This window comes from Leptospira perdikensis (genome assembly GCF_004769575.1).
GTDB classification, from domain to species: Bacteria; Spirochaetota; Leptospiria; order Leptospirales; family Leptospiraceae; genus Leptospira_A; species Leptospira_A perdikensis.
This window is the reverse complement of the sequence record NZ_RQGA01000014.1, coordinates 98,597-116,724: the sequence shown is the minus strand read 5'-3', so window position 1 is coordinate 116,724 and position 18,128 is coordinate 98,597. Positions and strand designations below refer to the sequence as shown.

The window sequence follows — 18,128 nt, the reverse complement described above, 5'->3', positions numbered from 1 at the left end:
TGGCACATGAAAGGCATCAAAAAATTCACAATTTCTGGATTGATTATAAGTATCATCTTACTCATCGCTATTGCGTATTATTTTTCTGGTTTGGTTTTGTATCCCAAAGTCAATTGTAACGCAGATCACCATGTTTTTTGCCAAGGACCTAAAGAAGTGGGTTTAGACTTTGAAGAAGTAGAAATCGAAACCGAGGACAAACTGAACCTTGTTAGTTACTGGATTCCCGCCAAACAATCTAAAGCTACCATCATCCTTGTACACGGGCATGGAGGCCAAAGAAACGAAGGCATTCGTTTTGCAAAAAGCCTTCATGCTGCTGGATACAATTTGTTACTCCTTAGTTTACGAAGAAACCATGGTGGTTTTGCTTCCATGGGTTTTCATGAACAAAAAGATGTATCGGCGGCCATCAATTTTTTAAAAAAGAAAGGTTTTGAAAAAATTGGGATCTTTGGATTTTCTATGGGTGCTGCGACAAGTATCATTGCTATGGCAGACCATCCAGAAATCAAAGCGGGAATCTTTAGCAGTGGTTATGGGAGTGCTATTGACGTGCTCGTTGAATCGGCTAAACGTGATTTCGGTATTCCTTACTATCCACTGATCCCGGTAGTCAAACTCGCACTCAACTTACGAGGAGAGATGGATATTGATACGGTAAGACCAATTGATAAAATTGCTTCCATTAGCCCAAGACCAATCGCTTTATTCCATTGCACCAAGGACGATTATGTAGATTACCATCATGCAGAAGATCTATTTGCCAAAGCAGGAGAACCAAAATCACTTTGGTCCCCCGACTGCAATCGGCACGAACGCCTTTGGAATTTTGATCCGAAAGAAGCAGAATCGCGTGCGGTCGGATTTTTTCAGAAGTATTTAAAATAGGGATTTGCTCGAAGGGGGACTCGAACCCCCACACCTTGCGGCACTACCACCTCAAAGTAGCGTGTCTACCAATTCCACCATCCGAGCGGGTGTGTATGTAGGACAGGTTAGGAAAACGGGTTCTTTCGTCAAGGAGATGAATTTTCTCTTGTCACTTGCCCTAACCTTTCGGTAGGTTGTAGGGGTCATCAGTATGCAAGTATCCGATCTAACGTTTCGACTCAAACTCCTATTTATAGGATTCCTTTCGCCTCTACTTGTTTTGGTTGGTCTTACCTTATCTTCTCCTTATTGGTTAAAATCATCAGAAACTTATCAAAAATCGGATTTAGCAGTTTTAGAAATAACAAACCCACTCCCTTCCAAAAAGATTCTAAAAGCAGTGGCAACTTTATCTCAACGTGAAGATTTCAAGAAACTACTCCTTGTTATACGAGAAGATAAAACACAAAATCTTCTCTATTCACCACAAGAACGTGAAACAAAAATCAAAGAACATTTAAATTCGATCGGAATCAATCCAAACATAGTCTCTTCTCTTATCATTCCTGGAACCAAAATGGGTGACACAGACGAGGCATCGAAAAACCTATTAAAAATAGCCGTTTCTGACAATCTAGGAAGTATTTTACTACTTTGTCGGGAGTATGAAACCAAAAGAGTTTTGGGAACCTATCGCAAAACTTTATCTAGTTTGCCCATCAAGGTGACAGCTTATGGATTTCCAACGGATGTCTCCGGTTCCAACTGGTTTTTAACGGAAGATGGAGTTCGGGAAATCACCGGCGAATTTGTACGTTATTTGTATTCTTATATTAGAGGTATCCTTTAGATGGATGAAATTAAAGATTCCAACGAACTGATTGAACAACGCATTCAAAAAATTAACGATTTAAAAACAAAAGGAATCAATCCCTATCCACTTCGTTTTTTTCCTAATGCCAATTCCAAATCTCTAATTGCGGGATTTGATCCAAATCAAACAGAAAAAAAATCATTCAAACTTGGTGGTCGTTTACACGCGAAACGAGTGATGGGTAAAGCAAGTTTTGCTCACTTAAAAGATGCAGAAGGTTTGATTCAACTTTATGCCACACGTGATGATTTGGGAGAAGAAAATTACTCTCTCTTTAAATCATTGGACTTAGGAGATTGGATTGGAATTGAGGGTTGGTTGTTCCAAACACAAAAAGGGGAAACAACACTTCACTTAACAAGCGTTCAACTTCTTGCAAAATGTATCCGCCCGCTTCCTGTAGTCAAAGAGAAAGATGGCGTTATTTATGATGCTTTCTCTGATGTAGAACAACGCTATCGAATGCGGTATGTGGATCTTGTTGTGAATGAAAACGTAAGAGAAACGTTCAAAATGCGTTCTAGGATCATCTCTGAAATTCGAAAATTTTTGACAAATGAAGGATTTTTAGAAGTAGAAACTCCGATGATGCAACCTATTGCTGGTGGCGCTGCGGCACGTCCATTTGTGACCCATCACAATACTTTGGATATGGAACTTTTCCTTCGTATTGCTCCTGAACTTTATTTAAAACGACTTATTGTTGGCGGAATGGATAGAGTGTTTGAACTCAATCGTAACTTTCGTAACGAAGGAATTTCTACAAAACACAATCCTGAATTCACGATGATGGAAGCTTATATGGCCTTCGGTGATATGGAAACCATGTTATCTCTTACAGAGAGAATGATTGTTTCTGTGGCTGAGTCCATTGGCAAAGGTTTAAAGTTTGCTTATGGAAAAGACCAAATTGATTTATCTCCTCCATGGAAACGTGTGAAATACATTGATATCATCAAAGACTATTCAGGAATTGATTTTAGCAAAATCACAGAGCTAAAAGATGCCATCGCACAGGCAAAAACCAAAGGTGTGGACTCTTCTGATTCCGTTTCCATTTGGAAAGTATGTGATGATGTTTTTAGTTCCCTTGTTGAACCACACCTAATTCAGCCGATCTTCATTACTGATTTTCCAAAAGAACTTTCACCACTGGCAAAATCTGGGGAAGACGATCCCAAATATGTGGAACGTTTTGAACCATATGTTGCCGGACGCGAAATTGGGAACGCCTTCACCGAGTTAAACGATCCGTTTGACCAAAGAGAACGATTTGAAGAACAAGTGAAACAAAGAGAAGCTGGTGACGATGAAGCCTTTATGATGGACGATGATTATATCCGTGCCTTAGAATATGGACTTCCACCAACAGGAGGACTTGGAATCGGAATCGATCGACTTGTGATGTTACTCACAGATTCTCACTCCATCCGTGATACCATCCTATTCCCACTAATGCGACCTGAATAAATTTAAAATTCAAAAATACAAAACTAGTTCCCTGATTTGTTTTAAAAAATTTTAAAGAAAAGTTTGAAACATAAAAAAGCCTCCGAAGGATACAATCCTGAAGAGGCTTTTCTTTTTTATCAAAACAGAAAACTTTACTTTTTGTTGATATTGAGTTTTGGTTCTGATTCGATGGTGCGAATGAGTTTCGACAAGTTAGCTTGTAAAGAAGCTGTTTGGCTCGAAGTTAACTGATAATTGAACGTTTCCTTTCTGTTCGTATAACTGATTCCAATATTTTGGCTTTCACCCACTTTCGGAATGATTTCTGAAGAAATGGCGGAGGTAATGATGATGGTGTCAGAATAGTCGGTATTGGTACGTTTTAGGTTGTTCCATGTATCTCCCAGTTTTAGGGAAACACCAATGGGCAAATCTACATCAAAGGTTCCAATTTCATAAAGTAAAAAATACTGAACAAGGCCTGAAGTATTGTCCCTTTCCGCTTTAAAATACACACAAGGTCGTTTCGCAAAAACGAATAGAAACCTTTTCAAACAAACCTCATTGGAAATGGCAGTTTGTTGGTCTAAGGTTGGTTCCGGTGTGACCACATAGGCTCTCGTTCCTGAGCAGGAAACAAAAAGCAGAAAAGTGAGGAAAATGGAGGAAATTCGGGTGAGTGAGAAGATTCTTTCCATGGTAAGCTCAAGCTTTTTCGAGGTGCAAGGTTTGGCAAAGGAAAAAATCCTGTTCCTATGGTATCTTATCCTAAAGGAAAAATAAAAGTCCTACTTCTGGAAAACATCCACAAGGATGCGTATGAACTTTTCCACCGAGACGGTTTTGACGTCACCCTCGTTAAAGATGCGATGGAAGAAGCAGAACTCATCGAAAAAATTGCAGATGTTCATGTTTTAGGCATTCGTAGCAAAACAAATGTTACAACTAAAGCCCTAGAGAATGCTAAAAAATTAATGACCATTGGATGTTTCTGTATCGGAACAAACCAAGTCGAACTAGAAGACGCAGAAAAACGTGCGATTCCTGTTTTTAATGCTCCCTACAGTAATACAAGATCGGTTGCCGAACTTGTCATCGCAGAGATCATCATGCTTGCAAGAAAAGCAACCGATCAATCCCGCGATGTCCATCTAGGAAAATGGAATAAAATTGCAAAAGGTTGTTTTGAAGTACGTGGCAAAACACTTGGAATTATCGGTTACGGACATATTGGATCACAAGTCTCTGTTCTTGCAGAATCGATGGGAATGAAGGTAGTCTTTTTTGATATCATTTCCAAACTTCCATTGGGAAATGCCTCTTCTGTTCACAGTTATGAAGAGCTGCTACAACAATCCGATTTCATTACCTTTCATGTTCCGGAAACTGACGAAACAAAAAATCTATTCCGTAAAGAACATTTGAACCTTGTCAAACAAGGTGCTTATTTACTGAACCTCTCTCGAGGGAAAGTATTAGAGATTGATGCTCTTGTGGAAGGATTAAAATCTGGAAAACTTGCTGGGGCAGGAGTGGATGTATTCCCGGAAGAACCAAAGTCAAATGATGATCCCTTTGTTAGTCCTCTCCAACATCTACCAAATGTTATATTAACACCTCATGTCGGTGGTTCGACAGAAGAAGCACAAAAAAATATTGGATCGGAAGTTGCTGAAAAACTATTGAAGTATGTTAACAATGGATCTACAACCTTCTCCGTAAACTTCCCTAATATTGAACTCGGAAGTTTGAAATCGGGATACCATAGAATACTCAATATTCACCAAAACCAACCAGGTTTTTTAAGAGATATCAACTCAATCATTTCTGATATGGGTGGAAATATCCTGACTCAAAACTTAAGCACCTCAGCAAACATTGGTTATTTGAGTATGGAAATAGACAAAAACTTGGGTAATGAATTGAAAGATAAAATCAAAGCCCATAAACACTCCATTCGAACTCGAATCCTGTATTAGAACTTGGGAAGGATACATCCAAATGATAGAAATCCTTCCCATTTTTACAAACTCTCCTCTTAGAAACTTTAGTTACCTCGTTTATTCCAACAGAACAGGCGAGGCTTATTGTATTGATCCCTTTGATGCAAAGGGAGTCCTTACATATGCCAAAAAGTTAGGAGTCAAAATCAAAGGAATTTTAAATACTCACGAACATGGGGACCATACGCAAGGGAATCTGGAATTAAAAGAAGCAACAAATGCAATCATTTACGGACATAAAGATGCCAAACATAAAATTCCAGGGATGGATCAAATTTTAGCGGAAGGTGATATTGTATTTTCTGTAGAAGAAGAATCTCTAGTAGTTTGGGACACACCGGGTCATACATTTTCTCACCTAAGTTTTGTTCGCAAAAACCCAAAAATTGTTTTAGGTATTTTTTCAGGTGATACTTTATTTAATGTGGGAGTAGGAAATTGTTTTCGCGGCGGAGATCCTAACGTTTTGTATGATACGATACAAGATCGTTATGAAACCCTACCCGATTCTTGTTTACTGTATCCCGGACATGATTATTGGGAAAACAATTTGAAATTTGCAGAACATGTAGACCCTGAAAACAAGTTTCGCGAAGAATTTAAAGAATCATTACAACCCTATCAGGTTTCAGAAATGGGGATAGAAAAGAAACTGAATCCATTTTTTAGAAGGACGACCAGTTCTGTCAAAAACAGACTCGAAGAATTGCAAATAAAAACACCCAATGATCGTTCGGTATTTTTAACCTTACGAAAGTTAAGAGACAACTGGTAAGCCCTATGTCTGAAGAAAAATTTCCAATCTCTAGATCTTTTTGGAAGAATGTCCTACTCGTAACAACCAGTATTTTGTTATTATCCTTTGTTAGTGTTTATTTGTATTCTGATTCAGAAGAAAAGTATACCGGGGAATCGAAACCAGAAAGAGATTTTGATTTTCAAAAAGCCAAACGTGTTTTGAAACGATTTTATAAAAAAGTAGGAACTGATTTTTACTGTGGTTGTAAGTTTTCCGAAGATTCAGAAGTGCAAGGAAGACTGAAAATTGACTTTGAATCCTGTGGTCTCAGTAGCCGAAAAGACAACCACCGCCAAACATGGATTGAATGGGAACATATAGTCCCAGCTCATAGTTTTGGAAATACCCGCGAATGTTGGACTAAAAAAGATTGTGAATCCAATGGAAAACTGGTGCGGGGACGTAAATGTTGCCAAGGAACCGATCCTGAGTTTAACAAAATGGAAGCAGATTTACACAATATTGTTCCTGTCCCTGGTGAAATCAATGCGGACCGGGGAATCTTTTCTTATGGAGAAATTGAAGGGGAAGAAAGGGTGTATGGTCTTTGTGATTTTGAAATCAATTTCAAAAACCAAACAGCAGAACCAAAACCAAACATTCGCGGAGACATTGCCCGAACCTATTTTTATATGGAATGGAAATATGGAATTGCAGTTCCTGAAACGAGAAGAAAACTCTATGAGTCCTGGGACAAACTAGACCCACCCGATACATTTGAAATTAGGAAAAATGAAATCATCGAAAAAATCCAAAAAGTAAAAAACCCATTCATTGATTGAATTTGAAACTACACTCCGATTCTAAAAAATTACGAAAAACCATCATCCTTCGAGAAGGCGTTCGATTGTTCGGATGAACCACCCAAACACTACCAAAATTTTCCAAAGGAAACAAACCAAGAATGGGAATTAGTTTTCCACTTTGTATTGCCTCCTCTATATCCCAAAAAGATCTGATAAGAACCCCCTTCCCCTTGATACCCATTTGCACCAAACTTGCTGCATCGTTTGATAAAAAATTTCTTTTCCGACTCACATCATTCAAACTAAGATTGGTCCCGGAAAAACGAAGCACCTTATGTAAATCCAAATACAAAAGATTATGGGTTTCTAAATCTTTTGGTGAAAGGATTGGTTTATGAGCTTTGATATAGGAAGGACTAGCTACAATAGAGATTCGATTTTTAAATAGTTCCGTTCCCAGTAACCCAGAAGGAACTTCCATTCCCACACGAATTCCGATATCAATGGATTCTTCCATAAGATCTAACAAACTATCAGTGACGATGAGTTGGATCGTAATTTTAGGATTCTGTTTTTGAAACTTCTCTATGATTTCGGAAACAAAATTGTGAGACATAGAACTCACACAAGTGACTCGAAGGGTTCCTTCTAACTCATCCTTTTTGGTGATCGAGTTTTCCAAATCCTTTACGTTTTCAAGGACTGTGATTACTTTCTGGAAAATTAGGTCGGCATCTCTTGTAGGGATCACTTTTCTTGTGTTCCGGTAGAACAACTGGGTGTTCCAAACTTTCTCTAACCCTTGGATTCGTTTGGCGACAGCTGCCTTCGTCACTCCCATCCGGGAAGCCACTTGGGTAAAACTTCGTTCTTGTACTACCAAAACAAAGGTTTTTAGATCATCGAGGTCACGAACGGAAGGAATCATACATCTATTGTAAACCAAAAATATACAATTAGTCAAGTAGGAAGCACATTGGATCTTTTTTATTTACAAAAATCCACACACCTTAGAGACCGAACATTATGAAAGCAATTGTTTCTGTTTATGATCCCAAAGAAAACAAATCCGTATTACGGTCGTTAGAGATTCCTATGGAGCCATTGGGGGATCATGATGTTCGTGTCCAGGTAATGGCAGTCTCTGTCAATCCGGTTGACTATAAAGTCAGAAATTCGATCCAAAAAGAAAATCCTGGGCCTAGGATTTTAGGATGGGATGCAGCAGGTGTGGTTACGGAGTTAGGTGCGAAAGTTTCCAGTTTGAAACTAGGAGAGGAAGTCTATTATGCGGGGGACATCAAACGACCAGGGAGTAACGCCGAATTTCAAGTTGTCGACGAGTGGATCGTAGGGAAAAAACCAAAAAACTTAAATTTTAAAGAAGCGGCCTCTCTTCCATTAACAACGATTACAGCCTACGAATCCATATTTGATAAACTAAAGTTGGACCCTTTGGCAAAAAAGAATGTGCTTGTCGTTGCCGGCGCGGGTGGTGTGGGAAGTATCGCCATCCAAATCCTAAAACAAATGACCAAGGCCAAGGTCATCGCCACAGCTTCAAGGGAAGAATCAGTGGCTTGGGTCAAATCCCTCGGTGCTGATTTAGTCGTGAATCCAAACAAAGATTACCTGGAACAAATCCAAACTTTTGGAGATGGTGGCGTAAACGAAGTCCTCCTCTTTAGCGATCCAAAGGACCATTTTGAAAATTTGGCAAAGGTGCTTCTTCCCTTTGGAAATATTTGTTCCATTGTAGAATCGGCCTCTCCTCTCAATATGAATCTTCTTAAATCCAAAAGTAACGGGTATTTGAATGAGTTTATGTTTACAAGGTCAATGTTCCAAACAGAAGATCGTATCAGACAAAAACAATTGTTAGAAGAAATTGCAGGACTAGTGGAAAAAGGAAAAATCATTCCTACCAATCAATTGGATTTGGGTGAGATGACAGAAGAGAGTCTAAACAAAGCACACGAACTTTTACAAACAGGAAAAACAATCGGTAAAATTGTACTCGGAGGAATGAGAAAATGAATACAGGTTTAAAAGATAAAAAAGTATTAGTGACAGGATCTACAAAGGGGATCGGATTTCAAACCGCCCTCAGTTTTGCAAAAGAAGGAGCAGAAGTTTTCCTCCATGGCCGGTCAGACAGTGCGGTGGAAACGGCCAAAGCCGAAATCAAATCCATCCTACCCAATGCAAAGTTAGGCGGTGTATTCGCTGATTTGGCAGCAGAAGAAGGAATTCAAAAACTAACCAAACAAATCCCAGAGCTTGATGTACTAATCAACAATGCCGGTTACTTCGAACCAAAACCTTTTTTCGAAATTTCAAGAGAGGATTGGAAAAAAATGTATGAGACCAATGTTCTTAGTGGGGCGGAACTCACACAAAATTATTTGAAAGGAATGTTAAAAAGAAACTACGGGCGGATTGTTTTTGTTTCGAGTGAATCGGCTCTCAACATTCCGGTAGAGATGGTGCATTATGGGATGAGTAAAACCGCACAACTTTCTATCTCTAGGGGGAGTGCTGAAGTTTGTAAGGGAACCAATGTTACCGTCAATTCTGTATTACCAGGTCCCACACTTTCCGAAGGAGTTGAAGAATTCATCCAAGCCCTGGCGAAAGAAAAGGGAAAATCAAATGAAGAGATGGCAAGGGATTTCATTCGTGAAAATAGACCCTCGTCTCTTGCGGGAAGATTTGCAAAACCAGAAGAGATCGCAAATGTAATTGTTTTTTTGGCAAGTGACCTGGCTTCCATGATCAATGGAGCCTCCGTGAGAGCAGATGGTGGGGTTTATAAATCGATTTAAAAAGGAAAGAGAGACGGCAGTTCTTTCTAAATTTAGGAAAAGAGATTTTGCTTCATTTACAGAAAACCGCCGAATTTCGATGCTGGAACCTGTATGAAAGAATATGACATCATTGTCATTGGTGCGGGTGCGGGAACCAAACTTGTCACCCCACCCTCCAAAATTGGAAAACGAGTGGCTGTGTTTGAAAAGGAAACGCCTGGTGGGACTTGTCTCAACAGAGGTTGTATCCCCTCGAAAATGGTGATTTACCCTTCTGAACTCATTCGTATGGCATCGGATACGGAAAAGTTTCCTGTATTTTTCAAAGAAAAACCTAGTGCCGATGTGACCCAAATTTTCAAACGCGTGAATGAAACGGTAAAACAAGATTCCGATTCCATTCCTTTAGCCTACGACAAAAATCCAAATATTGATTATTACCCCAAACAAGTTCGATTTATAGACAAACGCATTCTTACCGATGGAGAAGAAACATATACCGCCAAACATATATTCATTGTTACAGGGACAAGACCCAATATCCCAGAAATCCCTGGATTAAAAGCTACTCCCTTCTGGACATCTAGAGAAGCTCTATCACCGGACAAGTTTCCGAAATCACTGATTATCATCGGAGCCGGATTTATTTCTTTGGAACTCGGAGCTGCCTACAAGGCATACGGTTGCCAAGTGACAGGTCTCACGCGAACAGACATATTGCGATCAGCCGACGGAGAGATTAAAAAAGAATTAAACAAACATTTGCCTTTCCCGATAGAATCCCATTACCAAATCAAAACGGTAGAACACAAAGATGGGTTGTTTATCGTAACAGGAACGAACGCGGAAGGAAAAACAAGCGTCCATTCCGCAGAACAACTGCTAGTAGCAACAGGCATCAGACCAAACACCGATGACTTAGGTTTAGAACATACAAAGATCCAAACAAACGCCAGTGGGTATATCCAAGTAAGTGATACCTTAGAAACCACAGAACCTGGAATTTATGCCTTTGGTGATGTGATCGGTCGTTATTTTTTCAGGCATAGTGCCAACTTTGAAGGAGAGTATCTCTTTGACCATTTGTATGGAACAAAAACGAATCTTCCCATCCAGTACCCACCGATGCCAGAAGCGGTTTTCACTCATCCGCAAATTGCTAGTGTAGGTTTTACAGAAGAAGAACTCATCCAAAAACAAATTCCTTATTACAAAGGAGTGAACCCCTATTCTTCCAGTGCCACGGGAATGGCGAGAATGTCTGATTCTGGTCTTGTGAAAGTTCTAGTTTCGAAAGAAACCGAACAAGTGATAGGTGCCCATATCATAGGGGACGAAGCGGCAAACCTCATCCACCAAATCCTTCTTGGCATGTATCTAAAGGCAAAGTTGGATGATTATTTAGGAATGATCTACATCCATCCCGCCATTTCGGAAATTACTAGAAATGCATTCCGTAAAGTAAAAGAAGAAAAACTAAAAGGGGCAAAATGAAAAAGTTTTTATTCAATCGTTACGACAAAGAAACCTTAAAAAAACGTGTGGAAAGTGATACAAGGGAACGCCGAGTCATTTCCTTCTACCGATATGTAAAAATCGAAGACCCTCTTCAATTTCGAGATCAACTTTATGATGCCTTCGAGGATTTAGGAATCCTAGGAAGAATTTACCTAGCAAAAGAAGGAATCAATGCCCAATTTTCGATTCCTACGGAAAACTACGACCTTCTTCGGACGGCAGTAGATTCAATTCCCGAACTAAAACAAATTTATTTTAACGATGCAGTTGAGGATAGAAAGGAAAGTTTTATCAAACTGGCCATCAAGGTTCGGAAAAAAATTGTCGCAGATGGATTGGATGATTCCCAGTTTGATCCCTCCGATGTAGGAACCCACCTAACACCATTGGAGTTTCATGAGGCGCTCGCAGAACCTGGAGTCATTGTTGTGGATCTTCGGAACAACTATGAATCCGAAGTGGGACATTTCGAAAATGCTATTTTACCAGATGTTGGAACATTTAGAGAAGAACTACCCCTTGTCGAAGATCTATTAAAAGAGGATAAGGACAAAAAAATCCTACTCTACTGCACTGGTGGAATTCGCTGTGAAAAGGCAAGTGCTTACTTAAAGTATAAAGGTTATTCGAAAGTGCACCAATTACAAGGTGGGATCATCAATTACGCAAAAGCAGTTCTGGATGCAGGTGTCCCTTCCAAATTCAAAGGTAAAAATTTTGTTTTTGATGATCGCCTTGGAGAAAGGGTCACTGATGATATCCTTACGGTTTGTTATGTCTGTGGAAAACCGAGTGACCGCCATACCAACTGCGCAAACCTCGGATGCCATGTCCTTCTCATCCAATGTAAGGACTGTTCCAAAGAACTTCTAGGTTGTTGTTCTGAAGAGTGTAAAAATATAATTTTACTTCCTGAAGAAACACAAAAAAACCTAAGAAAAGAAAATATTAAAAACAAAAAGTATCCAACACACCACCTAACAAGAAAACTAGTAGGAAAATAAATGCAAAAATATGCAATAGAACTCGAAGGTTTAGAAAAAACCTATCCGAATGGAGTAAGAGCCCTTCGTTCCATCGATTTGAAAGTAGAAGCTGGAGATTTTTTTGCCCTACTCGGACCGAATGGTGCCGGAAAATCCACAAGCATTGGAATTTTAAGTTCTCTTATCAACAAATCAGGTGGGAAAGTCAAAATCTTCGGAACTGACATTGACACACAACCCGACCTTGCCAAAACCTTTCTCGGAATTGTTCCCCAAGAATTTAATTTTGGAATTTTTGAGGCAGTAGAGCAGATTCTTATCAACCAAGCTGGTTTTTATGGAATCCCTTACAAAGAAGCCAAAGCAAAAGTAGAATACTATTTAGAAAAACTTTCCCTCATAGACAAACGAAAGTCAGCTGCTGGTCAACTCAGTGGAGGAATGAAACGAAGGCTTATGATCGCACGTGCCCTTGTCCACGATCCCAAACTTCTCATTTTGGATGAACCTACAGCAGGTGTAGACATAGAAATCCGTAGATCCATGTGGGATTTTTTAAAGGAACTGAACCAAGCCGGAAAAACCATCATCCTCACAACCCATTACCTAGAAGAGGCTGAATCTCTTTGTAAAAACATAGCCATCATTGATAAGGGAGAAATTGTCGAAAATACATCGATGAAAAAACTCCTCCACCGGTTGGACAAAGAAACCTTTATCATCGATTTGAAAAAATCCATCAAATCCAAACCTATGTCCAAAAAATTCAACTGGGAATGGTTAGACGATCACAGTTTAGAAGTACAATTGGATAAAAAAGAATCGGTAAACCAATTGTTTACGGAACTGACAAAACTAAACTTAGAAGTTTTGAGTCTTAGAAACAAATCCAATCGTTTGGAAGAACTATTCTTATCATTAACAGGAAAAAACTAATTATGTGGAAACAAAACTTCACAGCCTTACATACCATTGTGAGAAGAGAATGGATTCGAATCATCCGGATTTGGGTACAAACTCTCATCCCACCTGTCATTACAATGGCCTTGTATTTTTTGATCTTTGGCGAACTCGTCGGACGCCAAATTGGAAAAATTGGAGAGTTCACTTATATTGAATTCATTGTGCCTGGACTCATTATGATGAGTGTCATCACAAATTCCTATAACAATGTAGTATCGTCTTTTTTCTCTAGTAAATTCCAAAGAAACATTGAAGAGTTACTCGTATCCCCTACATCACCTTATACAATCGTCGTTGGTTATACGTTTGGCGGAGTGGTTCGTGGTATCTTTGTGGGAATTTTAGTCACCTTGACTTCCCTGTTTTTTACGAACCTTAGATTCCATAATCCTTTTGTGATCATCATTACCATTCTAATGACATCAATTTTGTTTTCTCTTGGTGGGTTTGCCAACGCCCTTTTTGCAAAAAAGTTTGATGATGTGACCATCATCCCTACTTTTATCTTAACCCCTCTCACTTACCTTGGTGGTGTGTTTTATTCGGTAAAGAACTTACCTGGATTTTGGCAAACCGTTTCTTATTGTAATCCAATTCTATATATGGTAAACTTATTTCGGTATGGGTTTATTGGTGTTACCGATGTCAATTTATACTTTTCTTTTGGATTTATCACTCTACTATCGGGAGTACTATTTTGGATCAATGTGAGGTTAATGAAAATTGGTTATGGAATCAGAAACTAAAGAATCAAGACTCAGTCGGATGGAAAAAATCCTTTCGCAAAAATTTCAACCTGTCTCGTTTTCCCTTCGGGATGTTTCCCTCGAACATGCGGGTCATCCCGGAATGACTAAAGATTCGAAGGAAACCCATTTCCGTTTGCAAATGGTTTCCTCGTTATTTTCAGGAAAATCCACAGTAGAAAACCACCGATTGGTCTACGCCGAACTGGGAGAAGAATTTAAGAAAGGACTCCATGCTTTGGAAATGGACCTTTCTGCCCCAGGTTGAGTCTAATAAATATGACCAAACCAGTTCTCATCAGTTTTAAACTTTGCCCTTTTGTCCAACGTTCCGTCATCAACCTTCTGGAAAAGAAAGTGGATTACGATATCAAATACATTGACCTCGCAAACAAACCCGATTGGTTTTTAAAGATTTCTCCTTTTGGAAAAGTTCCCGTCTTACAAGTAGGAGACGATGTCATTTTCGAATCCGCAGTCATCAATGAATACCTAGATGAAACAAGTGCTCCTGCCCTTCATCCCAAAGACCCCATCCAAAAAGCAAAACATCGCTCCTGGACAGAATTTGCAAGTGCCCTTCTTGTGGACCAATACGGTTGGACTATGGCCAAAGAAAAATCGGACTCCGATAAAAAACGGGAAGAGCTCCTTTCCAAATTCAAAATTCTAGAAACTGGTTTGCCGGAGTTGGAAAGCAAAACACTCTATTTTGCCGGAGAGAAAATGCATTTAGTGGATACTGCTTTTGCCCCATTTTTCATGAGGTTACAATTTTTGGCAGATCACAAACCGGAACTCTACCTATTAAAAGATTTTCCTAAAATTACGAAATGGAGTGAAACTCTACTTTCACTGCCTTCGGTAAAGAATTCTGTTTTACCAGAAGTGCCTAAAGAATATCTTGAATTTATCAAAGCCCACCATTCGTGGATGGGAGGAATACTATAGGATGACAATCCCAGAAATCCAAAAGAAAATTGAAGATGGCCTACCCGGCTCTAAAGTGGAAATTCTTGATCCCTATCGGGACGGAGTCCATATCAAGGCTGTGGTTACCTTTTCTGGTTTTTCCGGCAAAGGTCTCATTGAACAACACCGTATGGTGTATGCCACTTTGAAAGATGAATTAAAAGAAGAAATCCATGCATTGGCATTGGAAACTAGGAGCGAATAACCATGGAACAAGAGTTAAAGGATAAAATTGAATCCTTAATCAAATCAGAAAACGTGTTTCTATTTATGAAAGGAACACCGGAAATGCCACAATGTGGATTTTCTGCGGGAGTTGTCACCACTCTCAAACAACTCGGAATCCCTTTTGGATCCTTTAATGTTCTTTCTGATATGAAAATCAGAGAAGGAATCAAAGAATTCACAAACTGGCCTACCATTCCACAACTCTACATCAAAGGTGAATTTGTGGGTGGTCATGACATCACCATCCAAATGGCTCAGTCCGGTGAACTGACAAAAAAAGCAGGATAATTTCTAATGATTCGCCTCTACCAATATGATACTTGCCCCTACTGCCAAAGAGTGATTCGCGCTGCAGAATCTCTTGGGCTTGTCGTGGGAAAAGATATAGAATACGTAGAGGCTTTTCAAGGAACTCCTGGTCGAGCAGAAGTAGTCAGGCTCGGAGGACAGTCCCAAGTTCCATTCCTTGTGGATGGGAATGTCCAGATGTATGAATCAACAGACATCATCGCATACCTAAGAACAAAATACTCTTAAATCTTTCGATTGATAAACAAATCAATCAAACCCAAGTAAATCCAAAATTTTATCACCAACAAACCTCGGTTTGCCGGAGTATGGAAACTCATGGATATAGAGTACTGGATTGAAATTGATTTCTAGAATCGCGTAGGTTTTTGTATCCGGTTTTGATTCAATCTGAGAAGAGATGATATCGATTCCACAAATCACAGCCCCAGCCGCTTTGGCTGCGGAGACAGCAATGGATTTAAAATCCGGATGTACATTATCAGTAACATCAAGTGAATCCCCACCGGTAGAAATATTGGAGTTCTTTCTGAGGAAAACCTGTTTTCCTATTTCAGGAACCGATTCAAAATTAAGGCCTTGGTCTTTTAGAATTTGTAATTCCACTTCTGACATTTGAATTTTTTCCAACGCAGTTTTATGGCCTTCTCCCCGTCTCGGGTCTTCATTCTTTTTTAAAATCAAATCCCGAATTGAACTTTTTCCATCGCCCAAAACGTTTGCAGGCACCCGGTTACAAACAGCGATCACTTCCTCTCCAAGAACTAAAAATCGATACTCAGGCCCTTCGATGAATTCTTCAATGATGATGGAGTTAGAAAGTCCAAGAGCAATTTTGACAAATGATGTAAACTTATCTAAACGATCTCCTGGATCGGAGATTCCGATTCCTAGTCCAAAGTTGGTTGTTACAGGTTTGATCACTTTCTTTTTATCTAAAAAGAAAGTATAGTCAGAAAGTGCTGTTTCCAAATTCGAATAATTTCGACCCACAGGAACACGAATTCCATTTTCCTCTAACACAAGTTTAGAGGCGATTTTATTCTCCATAACAAGGTAAGTCATCAAACTATCCAATCTAGTTTTACTTGCCTCTTTGACAAACTCAGAGTGACTTCCTTGTACGAGACGAAGGAAATTTTCCTTTCTGTCTACCATCTCAATTTTGATCCCACGAGTTAGGGCATCTCGAATGATGATTTGTGTGGAAATTTCTAAATCTTCAAATCCAGAAGGTAATGGTTTTGTATCTGTCACTTCAAACCCCACTACAAAGTTTTAAGGGTTTGATTTGAATGGGTTTTTGATTTTTCTTTAAATGACTGCCTTCTAAATTTTCTATCTTTTGTTGTTCGTAAATGGATTGAACACTTAAATCTTCATAATATTTCACCAGGTTCGGCGGAAGTGGGTAATTTAGAAGTTCTTCTTTATGCAATTTAGCAAGGGTTAACCCAAACTCTCTAAAAGTTGATTTATGGATTTCTAAATCAAGTTCTGACATTGTGGAACCAAGTTGGCTAGGATCGTTCCATTTTTCCCAAAGACTTTCCCAGGCTTTGCTATAAGGGCCATTTGCATCATTTTCATCCAAAAGATCAGCAATGGGTTGGATTTCGACAAAAAGTTGGTAGGTCAAATCCCGAAGATTCATCTCTTCCCCTAGAAACTTAATTTTAGTATCTTCTTTTCGTCCGAACCAAGTGGTGACCTCTTGGTTTTTTCTCCAATCAGCCATCTCCACCAAATCAGATTTAGGTGATTCATTCAACATACAATAAAGAAGAACCATATGTAAAAAATAGAGTCTGTTTTCTTCGACACCAATGGCAGAAAATGGATCCAAATCAAGAAGTCTAATTTCTAAATACTCCACACCACGTTCCACGAGAGCATCCACAACACGTTCGTCTCCTTTTGGAACTTGTTTTGGTCGAACAAGAGAATAGTATTCGTTTTCCAATTGTAAAATATGATCATTCAATTGATTGGTTGGTTTTCCATTGAACGCTTTGTAAGGATTGTAGGATTTGGAAACCACCTGACACATATCACTCGCATACTCTTCTAACGAATTTACTGAGATCGGATATTTTCCTTGTACTTTACTGGTATAACCAATACTAGAAAGGCGAAGGGTTGTGGCAAAATCGGATTTTAGAGTTTTGGAATCTCTTTTTTTGATTTGTTTGGATTCATCCGTAAAAGTAACATCCGTTAGACTAGATGATCCAAATAGATACAATAACGCAGGGGAAATTCTATAAAAGTTACGAATGGTATCAAAATAAATTTGTGATTTAGTCGCTGGTGTTAAAGGTTTTTTAAAACGTTTTTCAGAGACCACCGACAACATACAGGTGTCGAAGGAAACATTGTAATGGACTCCCGAAATGGTTTGCATCTTCTTTCCATACCGGTGACCGAGTCCATTCCGATAGATGGTTTTTTTTCGACCCTCAACGGAAGTTCCATAGTTTCCGACTTCAATTTTGTTTTCTGTTGGCAAAACCGGCGGCATACTAAAAGGCCAAAGGTATTCAGAACCCAACCGACTAGCCGTAAAGGCATGTAACTCAGTGAGTTCTCGGAGAGCATCAGGAATGGATTTATGTACATTGGTGGCATATTCAATTTGTGCTTCGGCAAAATCGGTTTTAATGAGTGGATGGGTAAGACTTGCTCCGAGTGATTTGGGATGAGGAGTGGATGCTAGTTGCGACTTTCCATCGACCCTGGCACTTTCTCTCTCTAATCCATGTTTGGCGCTTAGCAAACAAGCTCTGTATTCTTCTGATAATAATGTACGTGTTGAATTTTTTTTAGTCGATGTTAATAACTTTCGTTTCATG

21 protein-coding genes and 1 tRNA gene are annotated in these 18,128 nt (G+C 39.2%); 17 read left to right on the top strand and 5 right to left on the bottom strand.

Annotated features, from left to right (window positions below):
- Window positions 1-6 precede the first annotated feature (6 nt).
- Window positions 7-891: an alpha/beta hydrolase gene (locus EHQ49_RS13380; protein WP_135580172.1), complete on the top strand. Its 885-nt coding sequence runs from the start codon at window positions 7-9 to the stop codon at window positions 889-891.
- 5 nt (window positions 892-896) lie between these two features.
- Here EHQ49_RS13380 and EHQ49_RS13375 read toward each other — a convergent pair.
- Window positions 897-978, bottom strand: a tRNA-Leu gene (locus EHQ49_RS13375).
- A gap of 106 nt (window positions 979-1,084) precedes the next feature.
- Between EHQ49_RS13375 and EHQ49_RS13370 the strand changes: the two genes are divergently transcribed.
- Both EHQ49_RS13370 and lysS read left to right on the top strand, forming a co-directional pair.
- The gene (locus EHQ49_RS13370; protein ID WP_135580171.1) at window positions 1,085-1,723 is read left to right on the top strand and encodes a hypothetical protein; all 639 of its coding nucleotides are present in this window, start codon (window positions 1,085-1,087) and stop codon (window positions 1,721-1,723) included.
- Between the two features lie 9 nt (window positions 1,724-1,732).
- Window positions 1,733-3,217 carry a lysine--tRNA ligase gene (lysS, locus tag EHQ49_RS13365; protein ID WP_208732231.1) on the top strand — a complete coding sequence of 495 codons (1,485 nt, stop codon included), beginning with the start codon at window positions 1,733-1,735 and terminating at the stop codon, window positions 3,215-3,217.
- 134 nt (window positions 3,218-3,351) lie between these two features.
- Here lysS and EHQ49_RS13360 read toward each other — a convergent pair whose 3' ends face one another.
- Window positions 3,352-3,897 carry a hypothetical protein gene (locus tag EHQ49_RS13360; protein WP_135580169.1) on the bottom strand — a complete coding sequence of 182 codons (546 nt, stop codon included), beginning with the start codon at window positions 3,895-3,897 and terminating at the stop codon, window positions 3,352-3,354.
- Between the two features lie 57 nt (window positions 3,898-3,954).
- Here EHQ49_RS13360 and serA point away from each other — a divergent pair, with 57 nt between their 5' ends.
- Genes serA through EHQ49_RS13345 form a run of 3 tightly spaced genes read left to right on the top strand, consistent with a single transcriptional unit; the run spans window position 3,955 to window position 6,783 of the window.
- Entirely contained in the window at window positions 3,955-5,178 is a 1,224-nt protein-coding gene (serA, locus tag EHQ49_RS13355; protein ID WP_135580168.1) for a phosphoglycerate dehydrogenase, read from the top strand.
- Window positions 5,179-5,200: 22 nt separating this feature from the next.
- The gene (locus EHQ49_RS13350; RefSeq protein ID WP_135580167.1) at window positions 5,201-5,977 is read left to right on the top strand and encodes a hydroxyacylglutathione hydrolase; all 777 of its coding nucleotides are present in this window, start codon (window positions 5,201-5,203) and stop codon (window positions 5,975-5,977) included.
- Between the two features lie 5 nt (window positions 5,978-5,982).
- The gene (locus EHQ49_RS13345; protein ID WP_135580166.1) at window positions 5,983-6,783 is read left to right on the top strand and encodes an endonuclease; all 801 of its coding nucleotides are present in this window, start codon (window positions 5,983-5,985) and stop codon (window positions 6,781-6,783) included.
- On the opposite strand, the gene EHQ49_RS13340 is transcribed toward EHQ49_RS13345, so the two are convergent.
- Window positions 6,773-7,675, bottom strand: coding sequence for a LysR family transcriptional regulator (locus EHQ49_RS13340; protein ID WP_135580165.1), 903 nt, complete (start codon window positions 7,673-7,675; stop codon window positions 6,773-6,775). The genes EHQ49_RS13345 and EHQ49_RS13340 overlap by 11 nt on opposite strands.
- Before the next feature lie 98 nt (window positions 7,676-7,773).
- Here EHQ49_RS13340 and EHQ49_RS13335 point away from each other — a divergent pair, with 98 nt between their 5' ends.
- From EHQ49_RS13335 to EHQ49_RS13285, 11 genes are all read left to right on the top strand, one after another.
- A complete protein-coding gene (locus EHQ49_RS13335; protein WP_135580164.1) occupies window positions 7,774-8,784 on the top strand; it encodes a zinc-binding alcohol dehydrogenase family protein in 1,011 nt (336 codons plus the stop codon).
- On the top strand, window positions 8,781-9,572 hold the full coding sequence (locus EHQ49_RS13330) for an SDR family NAD(P)-dependent oxidoreductase (RefSeq protein WP_135580163.1): 792 nt from the start codon (window positions 8,781-8,783) through the stop codon (window positions 9,570-9,572). Before EHQ49_RS13335 ends, EHQ49_RS13330 begins: the two co-directional genes overlap by 4 nt.
- A 93-nt stretch (window positions 9,573-9,665) precedes the next feature.
- Entirely contained in the window at window positions 9,666-11,048 is a 1,383-nt protein-coding gene (locus EHQ49_RS13325) for a dihydrolipoyl dehydrogenase (RefSeq protein ID WP_135580162.1), read from the top strand.
- The gene (gene trhO / locus EHQ49_RS13320) at window positions 11,045-12,076 is read left to right on the top strand and encodes an oxygen-dependent tRNA uridine(34) hydroxylase TrhO (protein WP_135580161.1); all 1,032 of its coding nucleotides are present in this window, start codon (window positions 11,045-11,047) and stop codon (window positions 12,074-12,076) included. Before EHQ49_RS13325 ends, trhO begins: the two co-directional genes overlap by 4 nt.
- On the top strand, window positions 12,077-12,994 hold the full coding sequence (locus tag EHQ49_RS13315; protein WP_135580160.1) for an ABC transporter ATP-binding protein: 918 nt from the start codon (window positions 12,077-12,079) through the stop codon (window positions 12,992-12,994).
- Between the two features lie 2 nt (window positions 12,995-12,996).
- The gene (locus tag EHQ49_RS13310) at window positions 12,997-13,767 is read left to right on the top strand and encodes an ABC transporter permease (protein WP_135580159.1); all 771 of its coding nucleotides are present in this window, start codon (window positions 12,997-12,999) and stop codon (window positions 13,765-13,767) included.
- The gene (locus tag EHQ49_RS13305; protein ID WP_135580158.1) at window positions 13,751-14,035 is read left to right on the top strand and encodes a BolA family protein; all 285 of its coding nucleotides are present in this window, start codon (window positions 13,751-13,753) and stop codon (window positions 14,033-14,035) included. Before EHQ49_RS13310 ends, EHQ49_RS13305 begins: the two co-directional genes overlap by 17 nt.
- A gap of 11 nt (window positions 14,036-14,046) precedes the next feature.
- Window positions 14,047-14,718, top strand: a complete 672-nt coding sequence (locus EHQ49_RS13300) for a glutathione S-transferase family protein (protein ID WP_135580157.1) — start codon at window positions 14,047-14,049, stop codon at window positions 14,716-14,718.
- A 1-nt stretch (window position 14,719) separates the two neighbouring features.
- The gene (locus EHQ49_RS13295) at window positions 14,720-14,944 is read left to right on the top strand and encodes a BolA/IbaG family iron-sulfur metabolism protein (protein ID WP_100743087.1); all 225 of its coding nucleotides are present in this window, start codon (window positions 14,720-14,722) and stop codon (window positions 14,942-14,944) included.
- A gap of 2 nt (window positions 14,945-14,946) precedes the next feature.
- Complete coding sequence (grxD, locus tag EHQ49_RS13290) at window positions 14,947-15,255, top strand: Grx4 family monothiol glutaredoxin (protein ID WP_002982746.1); 309 nt, start codon at window positions 14,947-14,949, stop codon at window positions 15,253-15,255.
- Between the two features lie 6 nt (window positions 15,256-15,261).
- Window positions 15,262-15,504: a glutathione S-transferase N-terminal domain-containing protein gene (locus EHQ49_RS13285; RefSeq protein ID WP_135580156.1), complete on the top strand. Its 243-nt coding sequence runs from the start codon at window positions 15,262-15,264 to the stop codon at window positions 15,502-15,504.
- A gap of 21 nt (window positions 15,505-15,525) precedes the next feature.
- On the opposite strand, the gene gshAB is transcribed toward EHQ49_RS13285, so the two are convergent.
- Together gshAB and gshA are read right to left on the bottom strand one after the other, a co-directional pair.
- Window positions 15,526-16,533: a bifunctional glutamate--cysteine ligase GshA/glutathione synthetase GshB gene (gene gshAB / locus EHQ49_RS13280; protein ID WP_135580155.1), complete on the bottom strand. Its 1,008-nt coding sequence runs from the start codon at window positions 16,531-16,533 to the stop codon at window positions 15,526-15,528.
- Between the two features lies 1 nt (window position 16,534).
- Window positions 16,535-18,127: a glutamate--cysteine ligase gene (gshA, locus tag EHQ49_RS13275; RefSeq protein WP_135580154.1), complete on the bottom strand. Its 1,593-nt coding sequence runs from the start codon at window positions 18,125-18,127 to the stop codon at window positions 16,535-16,537.
- Window position 18,128 lies beyond the last annotated feature (1 nt).